The organism is Catenuloplanes niger, assembly GCF_031458255.1.
In the GTDB taxonomy this organism is placed as follows: Bacteria; Actinomycetota; Actinomycetes; order Mycobacteriales; family Micromonosporaceae; genus Catenuloplanes; species Catenuloplanes niger.
The window spans coordinates 7,345,610-7,361,992 of record NZ_JAVDYC010000001.1; the positions used below are offsets into that span (position 1 = coordinate 7,345,610).

Here is a 16,383-nt window from a genome sequence, read left to right on the forward strand (position 1 = left end):
GTCCCGCCACCCGTTGGCGGGACGGCGGGCGCGCCCCCGTCAGAACCAGCCGGACGTGTCGTCCAGCCGGTCCGCGAACTCGAGACCGGCGATCACCTCCAGCGCCTCCGCCTGGGTGCCGGACACGCCGTCGGACTCGGTGTTCGCCAGGATGCGTACGTTGCGGTGCGTCATGTCGACGCTCCAGCGATCGCCGTCCGACTGCGCGGACACCCGGTACGGCCCGGCCGTGTGCGTGTGCGGCCGGTCGTCCGCGGTGGTCGTGCCGTGGCCCTCGAACAGCAGCCGCCGCCGGCCGTCGCCGACGCCGATCGTGCCGTACATGAACGGGACGACATCGCTGTCCGACCGGAGCGTGACCGCGCGTTCCCGCACGGCCATCCCGGCCGGCAGGCCGGTCACCCGGAACGGCAGCCGGACGAGACGGGACCGGTCGAACCGCACCCGCAGGACGTGCGCGACGGCCTCGTCCTGCGTGCCGGCCTGCACCGTCGCCCGCGCCCACAGCCCGTCCACCGGCTGCCAGGTGATCCAGAACAGGCCGGGGAACGCCCGCACGACCGCGGGCCGGCCGCCCACGCCGGCGTCGACGCCCGGCGGTGTCTCGCCGCCCGGATCGGGCCGCCCGAACGACGCGGTCTCCGGCGGCAGGTCCGCCTCGTCCCGGGCGAGTGTCACGGCGAGGCGGAACTCCGGCAGCGCGGCCACCACCGCACTCTCCACGCCGGGACCGGAGCTCAGCGTGGTTTCGAACGCGGCACCGGCCAGTGCGTCCACCGAGAAGTGCACGACGCCGGGGTCGGTGCCGACCAGGTCGGGGCGGGTGATCGCACCGGGCTGCCCGGCGTCCGGCATCAGCGCGAGGTTCTGGTTCACCGGTTGCGGCCGGACGTAGGGCGCCGGCGACGGCGGCACGGACGAGACGGCCGGGACCGCGGTGGGCCGGCGCGGCAGCACCGTGGCCGCGGCCGCGCCGACCGTGACCACGGCCGCCGCCGCGAGCGTCGCGCCGAGGATCTGCCGCCGGGTCCGCCTCCGCCGGCCGCGTACCAGCGCGGCGCTCAGCAACAGCCCGGCCTCGATCGGCCGTCCGGCGTCCGCGCGGGCCCGGAGGCTCTCGGACAGCAGCGTCTCACGATCGGCGGACATCGGCGGTCTCCCCTCGGCCGGTCAGGGTCTGCAACCTGTCCAGGGCGCGTTTCGCCTGGGTGCGGACGGTGCCCTGACTGCACTGCAACAGTTCCGCGATGGTCGCGTCGTCGTAGTCCTCGTAGTACCGCAGCACGATCACGGTCCGCTGCCGTGGTGACAGCCGGGTGACCAGCCGCCACATCGCGTCCCGTTCGTCGGTCTCGGCCGCGGCGTCCCGCACGCTCGGGGTCTCCCGCACCGTGTCCACGCTGACCTCACGGTTCATCAGCCGGCGCCGCCACGAGTGGTGCGCGTTGACCAGCATCCGCCGGACGTAGAGGTCCGGCCGGTCCACCGCGCCCACCCGCCGCCATCGCACGTAGGCGGTGGCGAGCACGTCCTGCACCAGGTCCTCGGCCCGGTGCTCGTCGCCCGTCAGCAGCCGCGCGAACCGCACCAGGGCCGGGCCCCGCGCCAGCACGTACTCATCGAACGTCACGCCCCATGAAACGCGGTCAGCCGGCCGCCGCGTAGACAGCCCGGCGAGAAATCCTGGACAGGATCTCGGTGAGGACGTCCGGCGCGGTCGCGAAGTTGATCCGGATGAAGCCGGCCGTCGCCGGGGAGAACTCCGCGCCCGCGCTCACCGTGACGCCCGCGTGCCGGAGCAGGTCGCCGGCCGGGTCCGGGCCGAGTGGTGAGCCGGTGCAGTCGAGCCAGGCGAGGTAGGTCGCCTCCGGCGCGCGGTAGCCGGCCGCCCACGGCAGCGTCGCCGCCCACTCGGTGACCCGGTCGCGGTTCTCGGTGAGCAGCGCCATCAGCCCGTCCAGCCAGGGGCCGGCCTCCCGCCAGGCCGTGACGGTGGCGACCCGCCCGTGCAGGCCGGGCTGGCCGAGGTAGTCGAGCGGCAGCGCGGCCAGCGCCGTCCACAGGCCGGCGTGCCCGACGTGGGCGACCGCGCAGCGTACCCCCGCAATGTTGAAGGCCTTGGTGGCGGACGTCGCGGTGATCGTGCGGGCCGCGGCGTCCGCGGAGAGCGACGCGAACGGCAGGTGCCGGTGCGGCGCGTAGACCAGGTCGGCGTGGATCTCGTCCGCGAGGACCACCAGGTCGAGTTCCGCGGCGGCGGTCGCGAGCGCGTCCAGCTCCGCGCGGGTGAAGACGTGGCCGGTCGGGTTGTGCGGGTTGACCACGACCAGCATGGCGCAGCCGCGCAGCGTCCCCAGGAGATCGAAATCATCCGGCGGTACGACCGGGAGCGGTACGACGTGCCGGCCGGCCCGGGTGATCGAGGCCAGGAACGGCGGGTAGTTCGGCACGTGGATCGCGATCCGGTCGCCGGGCCGGGTCGCGTGCTCGATCACGACCTGCAGCGTCTGGATCAGGTCGGAGAAGATCCGGGTCCGGCCCGGCGCGGGCGTCCAGCCGTGCCGCGCCGCCATCCGCTCCTCGAACGCGGCGATCACCGGGTCGCCGTCCGGCCAGTGCGGGTAGCCGAGGTCGGTGAGTTCGGCGAGGCGCCGGCGGATGACCGGGGCGGGCGCGAAGTCCATGTCCGCGACCCAGGCGCCGAGCGTGCCGGGCGGCAGCGAGCCCCATTTGACGCCGTGCCCGGACCGCAGCCGGGCGGTGTCCACCGCGAAGTCGCTCACGACCGGACCCCGCTCCGCAGCGCGTCGCGCAGGATCTCCATCTGGCCGTGGTGCTGGGCCAGTTCCTCCAGCACGTGCAGCAGCGCGCCGCCGCGGGTCAGTGTGCGCGGCGGCCCGGCGTAGGCGGCCGGGGGAGTGCCGCGCAGCGGTGCGTCACCGGTCAGGCCGGCGACGTCCGCGGCGAGCCGGTCGCGCAGCGCGCGCACCTCGGCCAGCAACGGCGCGACCGGACCGGTCGCGGTGAACTCGGCGTCCCGGTCGCGCGGGACGGCCCGGCCCGCGACGAGCGCGCCGGACCAGTAGTCGGCCACGCCCACGCAGTGTGTCAGCAGCGCGAACGGCGAGTTGGCACCGGGCAGCGGCGGCGTCGTGTTGGCCAGCTCGTCGCCGAGCTCCGCCACGATCGCGGACATCCCGCCGAGCGCGCGTCCGGCGAAGTAGAGGTAGTCATCCGTTGATATCAATCCGGCCTCCGGGCGTCTGCGTCACCGCCTCAGCCGGTGACGGCAAGAACCATTGCGCGGGTACGCGTCACCTGTCAAGGTGGTGACGTGGAGTTCGTGTTCATCGGCGGGAACCTGGCGCTCGACCTGCTCGGCACGCTCAAGTGGCGCCGCACCGAGCCGCTCGAGGGGCTGCGCACGCCCGACGACGCCGCGCGCTGGGCGGTCGAGGCCGGGCTGGTCACGGTCCCCCCGGCGCTGACCCCGGCCGACGTGGAAGCGCTCCGCGCGCTCCGGGAGAGCGTCTATCGCCTGGTCGAAGCCGTGCGGGTGGGCACGCCGATCCCGCCCGCCGACCGGGCCGCGGTCAACGCGGCCGCGGCCGGCCCGCGCGTCCTGGTCAGCCTCGCCGGCCTGGACGCCCGCCGCACCGGCGCGGCCGCGGCCATCGGGGCCGAGGTGGCCGTCGCCGCGATCACGCTGGTCGCCGACCTGCACGCCGGCCGCGGGCCGCACCTGCGGGAGTGCGAGCGGCAGGACTGCACCCGGCTGTTCCTCGACCGGTCGAGGGGCCGCACCCGCACCTGGTGCGGCATGAGCGAGTGCGGCAACCGGGTCAAGGCGGCGGGCTACCGCGCCCGCAAGGCCGCGGTCCGCGGCGCGTGACACGACGGACCCCGTGTCCGTCGCTGACCGCCGGCCGCGCGGCCAGGATGAGGCGCGAGGGAGAGGAGCACCCGTGACCGGCACCATCGACGCGCGGTTGGCCGCCGTCTACCGCTACGAGATCCTGGACACCCCCCGGGACGGCACGTTCGAAGGATTCGCGCGGGTCGCCGCACGCCAGTTCCGCGTGCCGATCGCGACCGTGACCATCGTGGACGCCGACCGGGTCTGGTTCGCGGCCGCGGAGGGCCTCCCCGGCGTCGCGCAGATCGGCACCGAGCCGGGTCTGTGCGCGTCCGCGGTGCTGCGCGCCGGGCCGTACGTGGTGAACGACGCGCTGGTCGACCCGCGCACGATGGACCACCCGCTGGTCCGCGGCGAACTCGGCCTGCGCTTCTACGCCGCCGCGCCGATCACCACCCGCGACGGTCACCGGCTCGGCACGGTCAACGTCATCGACTCCGCGCCCCGCGACGTCACCGAGGACGAGACCACGCTGCTCACCGACCTGGCCGGCCTGGTCGCCCAGCACCTCGAACTGCGCCTGGCCACGCTGCTCGCGGTCCGCGCGGAACAGGCCCTGCGCCACGACGCGGATGCCCGCGCCACCGCCTCCGCCGCGCTGGTCAACCGCATGCGCGCGGCCGGCGCCGCCCAGCGCGACGCCGGCCTGCTCCCGCAGTCCTGCCAGCTCGGCGGCCTCGGTGGCTGCACCGCGCCGGCCGAGCTCAAGGTCGCGGACACCTGGGGCGACCACGCCTGGGGCTGCCCGGCGCACGTCGAGGAGGTCCTCACGCACGCCTCCTCGGTCTTCCTGGCCAGTCAGGAACTCAACGGCCTGGCCGGTTACCGCGCCCGCTGACCCCCGCCGGCTCCCCTCGGCCGCCGGGCGGGGCCGCTCACGGCATCCAGGCGGTCGCGAAGACCACGAAGTCGGTGGCGGCCACCGCGTCGGTCAGCACGAAGGCGAGGCTGAGCAGCCCCAGCGCGATCAGGCCCGCGCGGGTGCGCCGCGTCGTCACCGCCGGATCGGTCATCGCCCGGACCCGGCCCAGCGCGTGACCGGGCCGCGACCCGTGCATGCCGGCCACCCCCGGCGTCTGCGGTCCGCGTGCCCCGCCCGGCCCGGCGAGCGCGTGCGCGGCCGCGTCGCCCGCCGCGCCGGCCGTGCGGTCGTGGCGCGGCCCGGTGGCCGGGACCGCGGCAGCGACGGGACGGTCGAGCGTGGCGAGCGCGGCCTTGGCGACGCTGCGGGCCGTGAGGTGGCGGTCGCCCACCTCGGTCGCGGCCTCCTCGTCGGCCCAGCGCTCGACCAGGTAGGAGACGGCGTCGCGGGCCGGCAGCAGGATCGGGTTGAGGGCGGCCGCGGTGGAGGCCATGGCGATCAGCCGGTGGTGCCGGCGGGCCAGGTGCGCGCGTTCGTGGGCGAGGACGACGCGGCGTTCGTCCGCGGTGAGCAGACGGATCATGCCGGTGGTCAGCAGGACGTGGCCGGGCCGGCCGGGGATCGCGACCGCGAACGGGGCGGCCCAGTCGGCGACGACCACGCCGTCGTCGCCGGGACGGCCGGCCGCGCGGAGGCCGCGGTGGACGGCGTCCCGGCGGCGCACGTCCACGCCGTAGCGGACCAGGGCGATCATCAGCAGCACGACCGCGGTGATCGCGACCACGTCCGGGACCGGTTCGGGGAGCCGGGGACGCCCGGGCTCGTTGCGGGCGACCAGCGGCGGCGGCAGGCGGTCGAGCAGCGTGGCGACCAGCAGGATCAGCGACGCGGTCGAGGTCACGGCCGCGATCAGCGCGGCACGGGCCAGCGCGCGGGCCGCGGCGGCGGGGGCGGATCCGGCCGCGATCGGCCGGGCCAGCAGCGCGAGTGCGGCGGACAGCACGATCGGGACGTAGACCCACACGGTCACGGGCGGCCCGCCTCCAGGAACGCGCGCAGCGCCGCCGCGTCCGCGTCGTCGAGCGTGGCCGCGAACTGCTGCAACACCCGTTCCCGGTCCGGCCGGCCGGCCAGCGTGGCGCGCATCGCCTCGGCGGCGAACGCGGCCTCGTCCTTGACGGGCCAGTAGACGTGCCCGCGCCCTTCCGGCCGCCGCATCAGCCGGCCCTTGTCCTGGAGCCGGCCCAGGATGGTGAGCACCGTGTTGTACGCCAGCGTGCCGCCCAGCGCGGCCTGCACCTCGGACGGTGTCAGCGCACGGTCGGCCGCCCAGAGCGCGGCCATCACCTCCGCCTCCAGCGCACCCGGTGCCCGTCGTCCCGCACCGCTCACCGCACACCTCCCCAGGTTTCCGTCACTGTAGCGCCGCGCGCCGCCGGTGCAGGAAGGCCCGGGCCGGGCCGTTCCCCGTGCGCGCGATCGCCTCGTCGTAGGCCGCGACCGCCTCCGCCGCGCGCCCGAGACGGCGCAGCAGGTCGGCCCGGGCCGCGTGGAACGGCTGGTAGTCGTGCAGCGGCAACGCGTCGACCAGCGCGAGCGCGGCCGCGGGGCCGTGCACCTCGGCGACCGCGATCGCGCGGTTCAGCTCCGCGACCGGGCCGGGCGCGACGACCAGCAGCTGGTCGTAGAGCGTCACCACCTGCGCCCAGTCCGTCTCGGCCGCGGTGTGCACCGCGTTGATCGCGGCCTGGATCTGGTACGGCCCCGGCCGCCCGGCGCGCAGGCAGGCCCGCACCAGGTCGTGGCCCTCGGCGACCAGCGCGGCGTCCCAGAGTGCCCGGTCCTGGTCGGCGAGCAGCACGAGGTCGCCGTCCGCGTCGACGCGCGCGGGCCGGCGGGCCTCGGCGAGCAGCATCAGCGCGAGCAGCCCGGTCGCCTCCGGCTCGTCCGGCATCAGGTGCACCAGCAGCCGGCCGAGCCGGATCGCCTCGGCCGCGAGGTCGTCCCGGGTGAGCGCGTCCCCGGCGGTGGCGGTGTGCCCCTCGTTGAAGATCAGGTAGATCGCCGCGAGCACCGCCGCCAGCCGTTCCGGCAGCTCGTCGCCGGCCGGGATCCGGTACGGGATGCGCGCGTCCCTGATCTTCGCCTTCGCCCGCACCAGGCGCTGCGCCATGGTCGGCTCCGGCACCAGGAACGCGCGGGCGATCTCGCCGGTGCCCAGCCCGCCGAGCAGCCGCAGCGTGAGTGCCACCCGGGCCGGCAGGAGCAGCGCCGGGTGGCAGCAGGTGAAGATCAGCCGGAGCCGGTCGTCGCCGTAGTCGTCGCCGGGTGACGGCGCGCCGGACGGGGCCGGCTCGGACGAGGCCAGCAGCGCCAGCTTGTCCCGGCCGACCGCCTCGCGCCGCAGCCGGTCGACGGCCCGGTTCCGCGCGGCCGTGATGATCCAGCCGGCCGGGCTGGGCGGCGGCCCGTGCGTGGTCCAGCGCCGTGCCGCCGCCGCGAACGCGTCCTGCACCACGTCCTCGGCCAGGTCCAGATCGCCGTAGGCGCGGGTGAGCACGGAGACGGCCCGCCCGTACTCCGCCCGGTAGATCGCGTCGAGTTCGCTCGCCCTCACCGGGCCGACCCTGCCATCCCCGCCTGGGAGATTCCTGCCGGTGCCGGCGTGGCCGGGGTCACGACCAGTGGAACGCGCGCACCTCGATCGGCAGGCCCATGACCGAGGCCAGGCGCTTGGTCCAGTGCAGCGCGGTGTCCAGGTCCGGCACGTCGATGACGGTGATCCCGCCGAGGTGTTCCTTGCCCTCGACGTACGGCCCGTCGGTGATCATCGTGTCGCGCACGACGGTCGCGGACTCCGGCGCGGTGAGGCCGCCGCCGAAGACCCAGATGCCGGCCTCGCGCATGGCGTCCCGGATCGCGCCGACCTCCCGCATGATCGGTTCGAGGATCTCCGGCTCCGGCGCGGGACCGTCCGGCTGTTCGATGCTGAGCAGGTACTTCGGCATGTCGTCCTCCGACGGTTCGTGGGTGCTTCCACCACCTACACGAACGAGCGGGGCCCCGATCGACACGCGGCCCGGAAAAAGCCGGAAAAAAGATGGGGCCGCCCCGGAGGGCGGCCCCATCGGGAAGATCAGCGCGCCGAGACGACGACCGTCTTCATGATCTTGTCAGCGAAGGTCTGGTTCTTGTCGTCCCAGATCGGCCACAGGTAACCGATGTAGCACGGGAAGCTGTCCAGGATGTGCACGATGCCGCGGACGAAGACGAGCAGCGGGCCGATCGGCTGGCCGTCGTTCTCGCTGATCAGCTTGATGCCGAGCGCCTTCTTGCCCCAGCTCTGACCGGTCTTGCCCTGCAGCCAGATCTGGTTGTAGATGCCGAGCAGACCGCCGAGCGCGAGGAAGATGAAGTACAGCGCGTTGGGCGTGGTCGGGGTCGCAACGCCGGTGGTCGGGTCGACCTGGGTGGAGAACGAGCCGCCGAGGATCACGGCCAGGATCGAGAACGGCGCGACGACCAGGCCGTCGACCAGCGTGGCGCCGACCCGGTGGAACCAGCTCGCGTACTCCTGCGGCGCGCCGTAACCGCCGCCGTAGCCGCCACCGCCCTGCGGGGTGCCGTACGCGGGCTGACCGTACGCCGGCGACTGCGGCTGCCCGTACGACTGCGGCTGCTGCCCGTAGGACGGCTGCTGCGGCTGCCCGTACGACTGCGGCTGCTGCCCGTAGGACGGCTGCTGCGGCTGACCGTACGACGGCTGCTGCGGCTGCTGCCCGTACGACGGCGGCTGCTGCCCGTAGCCCGGCTGCTGGCCCTGGCCGTAGTTGGGCTGCTGCCCGTACGGCTGGCCCTGGTTCGGCGGGTATGTCACGTGAAGCTCCTTGAAGGATCAGCTCAGAACGAGCCGGTTCAGTTGGAACACCCAGCTCGCCACGGCGAGGAGAGCGGCACTCGCCCCCAGCCACCGTCGCGCGGCGCCCCCGATGGGCCGCGGCGCCGCCATGATCCCTGCGGCCCGCAGTGCCAGCAACGGCACCACGGAGATCGCGAGCGCCGCCAGGGCCAGAACGCCCGGGTTGGCGGCGGCCGCGCCGGCCACGTCACCGTGGACCAGCGCGACGGAGGCGGTCGTCAGACCGCAGAACGGGCAGGGCACGCCGGTCACCGTGTAGAGCGGGCACGGCGCACCCAACCCGGTCGCGGAGGTGAACATGGGCCACCCGGCCGCCGCGACGCCGGCGGCGAGGCCGACGAGGCCGAGCCGTTCCGGTACCGAGACATACCGCGCTTTCACGTTCATCCGTCCTGCTCAGGTGGAAGGGGCGACTGATAGTAGGACAACGATCACTGCATCGGCCACCCCATACACCTGGTGAGGTCAGGGTGTCCGCCACAGCCACTGCTGGTTGGCCCCACCATTACAGCCGTACTGCGCAAGTCTCGCGCCGTCCGAGGTCGAGGCACTGATCACATCGAGGCAGCGGCCGCTGTGCCGGGCCACCAGCCGCACATAGCCGGAGCCGGCGTCCTGCACCTGCCACTGCTGATTCGTGCCGAGCCCGCACGCGTACTGGATGACCCGGGCGCCGTCCGCGGTGTTGCCGGACGTGACGTCCAGGCAGCGCGCGCTGTGCCGGGCCTGGAGCTGCACGTACCCGTTGCCCAGCGGCTTGAGGAAGAACTGCTGGTTGTGCCCGGTGCCGCAGGCGTACTGCACGGCCTCCGCGTTGTTCGCCGAACTGCCGTTCACCACGTCCACGCACCTGCCGGAGTGCCGTGCGGCGAGGGTGACGTAACCGGACGTGAGCCCGGACACGGTGCCGGCGGCCGCGTCGATCGACAGCTCCGGGTAGTAGGACAGGCTCATCGTGGTCGAGGACGGGAACGAGACCGGCAGCCACACGTACTGCGAGTCGTTGACCGTGCCGCCGATCGAGTTGCCCCAGCGGTCGCCCAGGTACAGGAACGCGTTGCCGACCGGCAGCACGAACGTGCTCTGCGACCCGAACGTCACGCTGTCGCCCACGTTCTGCCAGGCGCTCCACGTACCCGTGATGGAGGTGGCCGTGGAGTACCTGGCCTGGTTCGGGTTCCAGCCGGTGGCGCCGGAGGTGAGCATGAAGTAGACGCCGTTGCGCTTGAACAGCGCCGGTGCCTCGCGGTGGTCGCCCGGCCAGGAACGCACCAGCGCGGCCGTGTTCGTGTAGTCCGCGGTCAGCCGGTAGACGTGCAGGTCGTAGTTCTCGTTCGCCGCCGAGATCATGTAGCCGGTGCCGTCGGTGTCCACGAACGCGGTGATGTCCCGGGACATGTGCTGGCCGAGCGGCCGGAAGCTGCCGCGGTAGGTGTAGTCGCCGTCGACCGTGGCGGAGACCGCGACGGCCGCGCGCGCCTCGCCGTAGTCGACGCCGTTCTCCTTGTGCATCCACATCACGAACTGGCCGGTGCTCGCGTTGTAGATCACCTTGGGTCGTTCGATGTTCGCGACCTGCAGCTCCGCGGCCGACGACTGGGTCAGCACGTCGTTGCGGAACTCCCAGGTGCGCAGATCCGTGGAGCGGTAGACCGAGACGGCCCGGAACGTGTTGTTCGCGTTCCGGTTCTCGCCGAACCAGTAGTAGTAGGAGCCGTGCTTGAGGATGCCGCCGCCGTGCGCGTGCACGGGGTTGCCGGCGGTGTCGCGGAACTGCACCGCGTTGGTGACCGTGACGGGGGCGGCCGAGGCGGGAGCGACGGGAGCGAGGAGCGCCGCCGACGCGGCGAGAACCGCGAGAGCAGCGAGGGTACGGGTACGGGCGGACACGCCGACCTCCAAGTGGGCGTCATGGGACGGTCGGATCCCAGGTGATGGACGGCCCGCCGCCCGGTGGCGGACGGCGGGAGTATCGGGGGGCGTCGCCGAGGCGCACGCGGATCTCCTCCCCGTCCGCGAAGACCGCCACCACCTCGTCCCCGTCGTGGGTGACCCGCACGTCGGCGCCGGGCCGGCCGGTGGAGAGCGTGACCAGGGCGGCGAAGTACGCGGTCCCGGCGAGCGGCGCCGCGGTCAGGTAGGGAGTGGCCGACCGGTTCCCGAACGCGTTCGCCCCGGACATCCGCTGCACGCCCGCGGCCGACCAGCCCAGCAGCCCCACCACCCGGCTGGTCGGCCCGTCCGGGCCGGTGACCTCGGCGGTGCGTTCGTGCGCGCGTCCCGCGGGGGTCTCCGCGCCCGCGATCGCGAACCCGCCGGTCCGCGGCATCCACCCGGCCGGCCCGGTGATCCGCTCGATCCGCAGCTCGCCCGCGTCCCGGTGCAGCACGCTCGCGGTCTCCACCCGCACGTCGCCGTCCGTGTAGTACGACGCGGCGAACCGGTCCGCGCACCCGATCCGGTGGATGCGCCGCCGCCGGGTCACCGCGCCGCCGCCCGGCGGCACCAGCCCGGTGTGGCCGTCCACGTCCGCCTCCCACGCGCGCGCCTCGGTCTCCGGCGCGGTGTGCGTGCTGTACCCGATCTTGGCGTAGTGCGGGTCGTCCCGCTCCGGGTCGTCGCCCAGCTCGGCCGGCACCTTGATGTGGTCGCTGCCGTGGTTGTAGAGCCGCACCACGCCGTCCGCCCGGGTGCCGTGCAGCAGCCAGCCCGGCGCCGGCAGCGTCCGGGTGAAGTCGCCGCGTTCGACCGCGGCCGGCTCCTCGGTCGCGGTCCACACCGGATGGTCCGCCGGCAACAGCAACCCCACGAAACCCTTGGCCGCCCAGTACGGCGAGGCCGGACCGGAGTACGGCTGCGTGATCGGTAGGAACTGGCCGTGGTACCCGAGCCGCAGCAGCCCGGCCTCGTCCGGCGCGCCGCGGTCCGCGAAGTAGCGCAGCGTGCCGGACGCGAGCCGCCGTGTCTCGCCGGGCGGCAGCGGTGTGGCGTCCGCGAGCGCGCCGGTCCAGAGCGCGGCCGCGGCCGCGTACCGGTAGGTCAGCGACCGGCCCTGGTGCATCGGTGCGCCGTCGGCGCCGAACATCAGCCGGAAGTCGTCGAGGAACGCGTGCAGCCGCTCCCGGTAGCGCGCCACCCGGTCGCTGCCGGCCGCGCCCGGCATGCGGGCCCAGAGCAGCGGGTAGAGGTGCATGGCCCAGCCGGTGTAGTGGTCGTAGTGCTGGCCGGCGCCGTCCGAGTACCAGCCGCCGCCCCGGTACCAGTCCTCGATCGCGTCCAGGCCGCCGTCGATCTCCTTCTGCCGGAAGCGGCCGCCGGTGTCCGCCAGGAACTGCTCGACGATCACCTGGAACAGCAGCCAGTTGCACGGCCACGGGCGCTTGCCGACGATCTGCTCCAGCCAGCGGTGCACCGACCGCTGGGTGTCGTGGCCGAGCCGGTCCCACAGCCAGGGGCGGGTCTCGGCCAGCATCAGCGCGACGGACGCCGCCTCCACGATCGGCTGCGAGTAGTCCTCGATCGGCGGCCAGGCGTACCGGTGGCGCGGATCCGTCCCGGCGGCCAGGCCCTCGGCGTACCGCTCGATCAGGGTCCGGGCTCTGGGGGTCTGTCCCCGTTCGCCGGCGATGCGCGCGCCGGCCAGCAGGAACGTGCGGGCGAACCCCTCGAAGCCGTCCGACTCGACGCCGGCCCAGCTGGTCCGGCCGGGCAGCCGGAACTGGGCGAAACCGGGCACCGCGAACGGGACGACGGACTCCAGCAGGTGGTCGGCCATCGCCTCCCAGTGCGCGCGTGTCCAGCCGGTGTACGGCGAGCGGGTCCGGTCTTCCGCGGGGAGGTCCACGACCGCACCTTAGTTCTCACGTCCGAAACACTTCAATGCTTGACGAATGAAAGTCCATTGATTAGCGTGCCCGTCTATGGATCGCCGGTCATCGATCACTGTGATCGTCCGGTCGGTGCTCGCGGCCGGCCCGCTGCGCCGCGCCGACCTGGAGGCACGGACCGGCCTGTCCCAGCCGACGATCGCGAAACTGACCCGGGCGCTGATCGACGCCGGCTATCTCACCGAGACGACCGCGGGCGGCGGGCCGGGGCGGATCGGCCGGCCGGCGGCGACGCTCGACGTGCATGCCGACCGTGAGTTCTTCGCCGGGGTCAAGGTCACGCCCGGCGAGCTGATCGGCGTGGTCACCGACCTGCGTGCGGTCGTCCGGGTCACCGCGCACGCGCCGCTCGGCGACGCCCGCACGCCACCCGACGTGGTCCGCGCGATCGCCCGCCTGGTCACGGAGCTGCGCGGCGGTGCGGCGCGGCCGGTGCGCGGGCTCGGCGTCTCGGTCGCCGGTGACGTCGACCGGACCACCGGGCTGGCCCGCTACGAGCCGTTCCTCGGCTGGCACGACGTGCCGCTCGCCGCGCTGTGCACCGCCGAGACCGGCCTGCCCACGGTCGCGGACAACGACATCCGCGCGCTCACCGAGGCGGAGAACTGGTTCGGCGCGGGCGCGGACGCCCGGTCGTTCCTGCTGGTCGCGGTCGGCTCCGGCGTCACCAGCGGCCTGGCCGTCGACGGCCGGGTGCTGACCGGGGCGCACGGGGTCGCGGGCGAGCTGGGCCACGTGCCGGTCGACCGGCGTGGCCCCAAGTGCTACTGCGGCGCGCGCGGCTGCCTCGAGGCGATCGCGTCCGAGCCCGCGCTGCTGCGGCGCGTCGCCGAGATCACCGGCATCCCCGCGATCACGCTGGGTCGCGCCATCGAGCTGGCCCGTCTCGGCGACCCGCGGGTCGGCGAGGCATTCGCCGAGGCGGGCCGGGCCATCGGGCAGGCGGTCGGCGGGGTGATCAACCTGCTCGGCCCCGAGCTGGTGGTCTTCTCCGCCGACCACCTGGACGGTTTCGCGCTCCTCGACCCGCACATCCGCGCCGCCATCGACACCCACGCGTTCGGTGCCGCCGCCCGGGCCACGGTCGAGGTCCGCCCGCTCCCGTTCGCGCAGTGGGCCCGCGGCGCCGCCACCGTCGCCATCGCCCGCCACCTCACCTCCGTGACGGTCTGACGCCCGCCGGTGGCGGGTCGGGGTGTTCGGTGACCGGCCACCCGGCCGGCAGGGAGGCCGCCCGCGGCCGACCGGTGCCCGCGGGAGCACTCGGGACGCGGCCACGCCGGAAGTGGGAAGAGGGGCCCGGAGCCTTTGATCTTTGTGGGGGTGCTGAGGTTTTCGGGTCCCGTGCGCGGGCAAGAGGATCTACGCTACCTCGGTGGATCGATGAAGATCCGCGGTAGGTCGGCCGGGTGCGGGTCTGTGCGGAAAGCCGAATGAAACGCGCCGGCCTGCCGATCGGAAGGGTGTTCATCGACCTTCAGGGGTGGGACGGCTGAGCGGACGAGCGGGAGCGGACGGCGGCGACCGGTGGCGTAACCGGTTGTGGTGGATGTTCGCGCTCGTCGGCGCGGTGGCCACCGGGCTGTACGTGGCCGGCATCGCCCCGCTGGTGGACTTCGCGCTGATCGGTGCGGGCGCGATCGCGGCCTGCTTCGCCAGCCCGTCCATGCACGACATCCGGCCGGCTCGCGCCTGGCACACGCTCGGCGTCGCCGGCGCGTTCATGCTGACCGGGGCGATCCTGCGGCCGATCGTGGTGCCGTACGGTGCGGCGCTGTCGGCGGAGGCGTTCACCGTGCCGGGATACGTGCTGATGATCGCGGCGCTGGCCGACTTCGCGTACGGGCGGCGGGCGATCGACCGGCACTCGGTGATCGACGGCCTGATCGTCTGCGTCGGCGCGACCACCGTGTTCACGCTGCTCTTCGCGATTCCGGCGATGTCCATCCCGGGCCGGCCGGTGGTGATCTCCGCGCTGGCCGGGCTCTACCCGACGTTCGACGCGATCCTGGTGCTGCTGGTGGTGATGCTGGCGTTCAGCACGGCCGCGCGGCAGGCCTCGTTCCGGCTGCTGCTCGGCATGATGGTGCTGATCTTCATCGGGGACCTGGCCTACGCGATCATCGGCAACCAGGGCGAGTTCTACACGTCGCCGGTGCTGGACGTGCCGTTCCTGCTGGCGTTCACGCTGGGCGGCGCGTCCGCGCTGCACCCGACCGCGCGTGAGCTGGTCCGGACCGTGCCGCTGCCGGTGCAGCCGTGGTCGCTCGCCCGGCTCGCGGTGATCATCCCGGCGGTGGCGGCGCCGTTCGTGCTGACCGTCGCGGGCGCGCCGGGCACCGCCGTGGAGCGCTGGATCGTCGGCGTGGGCGGCGCGGTGATCGTGCTGCTGCTGATCCTGCGGGCGATCAGCGCGGTGCAGGCGAACGCGGTGGCGCAGGCCCGGTTCGAGTACCAGGCCACGCACGACGAGCTGACCGGGCTGCCGAACCGGCGGCGGCTCACCCAGATCCTGGAGGAGCTGCTCGCGGACCCGGCCGGGCGCGGCGCGGTCTGGGTGTTCTTCCTCGACCTGGACGGCTTCAAGTTCGTCAACGACTCGTGGGGTCACCCGGCCGGTGACCGGCTGATCCGGTCGATCGGCCAGCGGCTGCGGGACACGCTGCCGCCGGAGGCCTCGATCGCGCGGATCGGCGGGGACGAGTTCGTGGTGGTCCGGCGCGGCACCGAGGCGGAGGCGCTGGAGCAGGCGCAACAGATCGTGGAATGCGTGGAGCCACCGACCCGGGTCGGGCCGGCCGAGGTGGTGATCACCGCCTCGATGGGGATCGTGGCCGCGACCCGGCCGGACGACACCGCGGACTCGCTGATGCGGGACGCGGACACCGCGATGTACCGGACCAAGGCGGCCGGCCGCGGGAAGTGGACCGTGTTCGACGCGTCCATGCGCGAGGCCGTGCAGGAGCGGCTGGAGATCGAGAGCGCGCTGCGCGCCGCGCTGGCCGGCGACGAGCTGCAGGTGTTCTACCAGCCGATCGTCGACCTGGAGACCGGGCGGCCGCGCGGCGCGGAGGCGCTGGTCCGGTGGGAGCACCCGGAGAAGGGCCCGATCGGGCCGAACGTGTTCATCCCGGTCGCGGAGGAGTCCCGGCTGATCACCGGCATCGGCGCGTTCGTGCTGCGCGACGCCGTGCGGCAGCTGGCCGCGTGGCGGGCCGCGGGCGTGGTCGGCGACGACTTCTGGATGTCGATCAACGTGTCGCCGCGCCAGCTCACCGAGCCGGGCTTCACCGGGATGGTGGCGGAGGCGTTACACACCCACGGCGTACCGGCGCGGTGCGTGGCCCTGGAGATCACCGAGTCGGTGATGGTGGAGGGCGGCGACATCAGCGAGGGCGCGCTGCGTGACCTGCGCGCGCTCGGCGTCTCCATCTCGGTGGACGACTTCGGCACCGGCTTCTCGTCGCTCGGCTACCTGCGGCGCCACCCGGTGACCAGCGTGAAGATCGACCGTTCGTTCGTCTCCGGGCTCGGCGCCAGCAACTCGGACGAGGAGATCGTCCGCGCGGTGGTCGCGATGAGCACCGCGCTCGGGCTGGCCGTGGTGGCCGAGGGCGTGGAGACCACGGCGCAGCGCGACGTGCTCGGCCGGCTCGGCGTGCGGCTCTGCCAGGGCTGGCTGTGGGGGAGGGCGGTGGACGCGCGCGCGTTCGCCGACACGTGGGGCAGCCGGGAGCGCTCGGCAGTCTCTTGATCACGGTCCGAGAGAACGCTCTCAGATTTAGGGTTACTTAGGGCG

Annotated in this window: 16 protein-coding genes; 4 read left to right on the top strand and 12 right to left on the bottom strand. The window is 73.9% G+C overall.

From position 1 onward, the window contains the following. Window positions 1–39: 39 nt before the first annotated feature. The 4 genes from J2S44_RS32085 to J2S44_RS32100 are packed head-to-tail and all read right to left on the bottom strand — an operon-like array spanning window position 40 to window position 3,247. The gene (locus tag J2S44_RS32085) at window positions 40–1,149 is read right to left on the bottom strand and encodes a hypothetical protein (RefSeq protein WP_310421472.1); all 1,110 of its coding nucleotides are present in this window, start codon (window positions 1,147–1,149) and stop codon (window positions 40–42) included. Further along, window positions 1,133–1,630: a SigE family RNA polymerase sigma factor gene (locus J2S44_RS32090; RefSeq protein WP_310421474.1), complete on the bottom strand. Its 498-nt coding sequence runs from the start codon at window positions 1,628–1,630 to the stop codon at window positions 1,133–1,135. The genes J2S44_RS32085 and J2S44_RS32090 overlap by 17 nt, the downstream gene beginning before the upstream one ends. A 16-nt stretch (window positions 1,631–1,646) precedes the next feature. Continuing rightward, on the bottom strand, window positions 1,647–2,783 hold the full coding sequence (locus J2S44_RS32095; protein WP_310421476.1) for a MalY/PatB family protein: 1,137 nt from the start codon (window positions 2,781–2,783) through the stop codon (window positions 1,647–1,649). Continuing rightward, entirely contained in the window at window positions 2,780–3,247 is a 468-nt protein-coding gene (locus J2S44_RS32100) for a DinB family protein (protein ID WP_310421477.1), read from the bottom strand. Before J2S44_RS32100 ends, J2S44_RS32095 begins: the two co-directional genes overlap by 4 nt. 87 nt (window positions 3,248–3,334) lie before the next feature. Between J2S44_RS32100 and J2S44_RS32105 the strand changes: the two genes are divergently transcribed. Further along, window positions 3,335–3,892 carry a CGNR zinc finger domain-containing protein gene (locus tag J2S44_RS32105; protein WP_310421479.1) on the top strand — a complete coding sequence of 186 codons (558 nt, stop codon included), beginning with the start codon at window positions 3,335–3,337 and terminating at the stop codon, window positions 3,890–3,892. 73 nt (window positions 3,893–3,965) lie between these two features. Beyond that, complete coding sequence (locus J2S44_RS32110) at window positions 3,966–4,754, top strand: GAF domain-containing protein (protein ID WP_310421481.1); 789 nt, start codon at window positions 3,966–3,968, stop codon at window positions 4,752–4,754. Window positions 4,755–4,791: 37 nt separating this feature from the next. On the opposite strand, the gene J2S44_RS32115 is transcribed toward J2S44_RS32110, so the two are convergent. From J2S44_RS32115 to J2S44_RS32150, 8 genes are all read right to left on the bottom strand, one after another. Continuing rightward, window positions 4,792–5,808 carry a M56 family metallopeptidase gene (locus J2S44_RS32115; protein ID WP_310421483.1) on the bottom strand — a complete coding sequence of 339 codons (1,017 nt, stop codon included), beginning with the start codon at window positions 5,806–5,808 and terminating at the stop codon, window positions 4,792–4,794. Beyond that, entirely contained in the window at window positions 5,805–6,170 is a 366-nt protein-coding gene (locus J2S44_RS32120; protein WP_310421485.1) for a BlaI/MecI/CopY family transcriptional regulator, read from the bottom strand. The genes J2S44_RS32115 and J2S44_RS32120 overlap by 4 nt, the downstream gene beginning before the upstream one ends. Before the next feature lie 22 nt (window positions 6,171–6,192). Then, window positions 6,193–7,395, bottom strand: a complete 1,203-nt coding sequence (locus J2S44_RS32125) for an RNA polymerase sigma factor (RefSeq protein WP_310421487.1) — start codon at window positions 7,393–7,395, stop codon at window positions 6,193–6,195. Between the two features lie 58 nt (window positions 7,396–7,453). After that, the gene (locus J2S44_RS32130; RefSeq protein WP_310421489.1) at window positions 7,454–7,786 is read right to left on the bottom strand and encodes a YciI family protein; all 333 of its coding nucleotides are present in this window, start codon (window positions 7,784–7,786) and stop codon (window positions 7,454–7,456) included. Between the two features lie 128 nt (window positions 7,787–7,914). After that, the gene (locus J2S44_RS32135; protein WP_310421491.1) at window positions 7,915–8,655 is read right to left on the bottom strand and encodes an RDD family protein; all 741 of its coding nucleotides are present in this window, start codon (window positions 8,653–8,655) and stop codon (window positions 7,915–7,917) included. Window positions 8,656–8,673: 18 nt separating this feature from the next. Continuing rightward, window positions 8,674–9,084 (bottom strand): DUF2752 domain-containing protein, encoded by a 411-nt coding sequence (locus J2S44_RS32140; protein WP_310421494.1) that lies wholly within the window; start codon window positions 9,082–9,084, stop codon window positions 8,674–8,676. Between the two features lie 78 nt (window positions 9,085–9,162). Beyond that, entirely contained in the window at window positions 9,163–10,587 is a 1,425-nt protein-coding gene (locus J2S44_RS32145) for an RICIN domain-containing protein (protein ID WP_310421496.1), read from the bottom strand. 19 nt (window positions 10,588–10,606) lie between these two features. Further along, complete coding sequence (locus J2S44_RS32150; RefSeq protein ID WP_310421499.1) at window positions 10,607–12,541, bottom strand: DUF2264 domain-containing protein; 1,935 nt, start codon at window positions 12,539–12,541, stop codon at window positions 10,607–10,609. A 76-nt stretch (window positions 12,542–12,617) separates the two neighbouring features. Here J2S44_RS32150 and J2S44_RS32155 point away from each other — a divergent pair, with 76 nt between their 5' ends. Further along, window positions 12,618–13,757, top strand: a complete 1,140-nt coding sequence (locus J2S44_RS32155) for an ROK family protein (RefSeq protein WP_310421500.1) — start codon at window positions 12,618–12,620, stop codon at window positions 13,755–13,757. A gap of 376 nt (window positions 13,758–14,133) precedes the next feature. Continuing rightward, entirely contained in the window at window positions 14,134–16,338 is a 2,205-nt protein-coding gene (locus J2S44_RS32160; RefSeq protein ID WP_310421502.1) for a putative bifunctional diguanylate cyclase/phosphodiesterase, read from the top strand. The last annotated feature ends 45 nt before the right edge of the window (window positions 16,339–16,383 follow it).

What these genes read in the sequence shown, in the direction of transcription:
- J2S44_RS32085 (WP_310421472.1), bottom strand. Translation starts at nt 1,149, where the DNA reads ATGTCCGCCGATCGTGAGACGCTGCTGTCCGAGAGCCTCCGGGCCCGC.
- J2S44_RS32130 (WP_310421489.1), bottom strand. Translation starts at nt 7,786, where the DNA reads ATGCCGAAGTACCTGCTCAGCATCGAACAGCCGGACGGTCCCGCGCCG.
- J2S44_RS32140 (WP_310421494.1), bottom strand. Translation starts at nt 9,084, where the DNA reads ATGAACGTGAAAGCGCGGTATGTCTCGGTACCGGAACGGCTCGGCCTC.
- J2S44_RS32155 (WP_310421500.1), top strand. Translation starts at nt 12,618, where the DNA reads ATGGATCGCCGGTCATCGATCACTGTGATCGTCCGGTCGGTGCTCGCG.
- J2S44_RS32160 (WP_310421502.1), top strand. Translation starts at nt 14,134, where the DNA reads ATGTTCGCGCTCGTCGGCGCGGTGGCCACCGGGCTGTACGTGGCCGGC.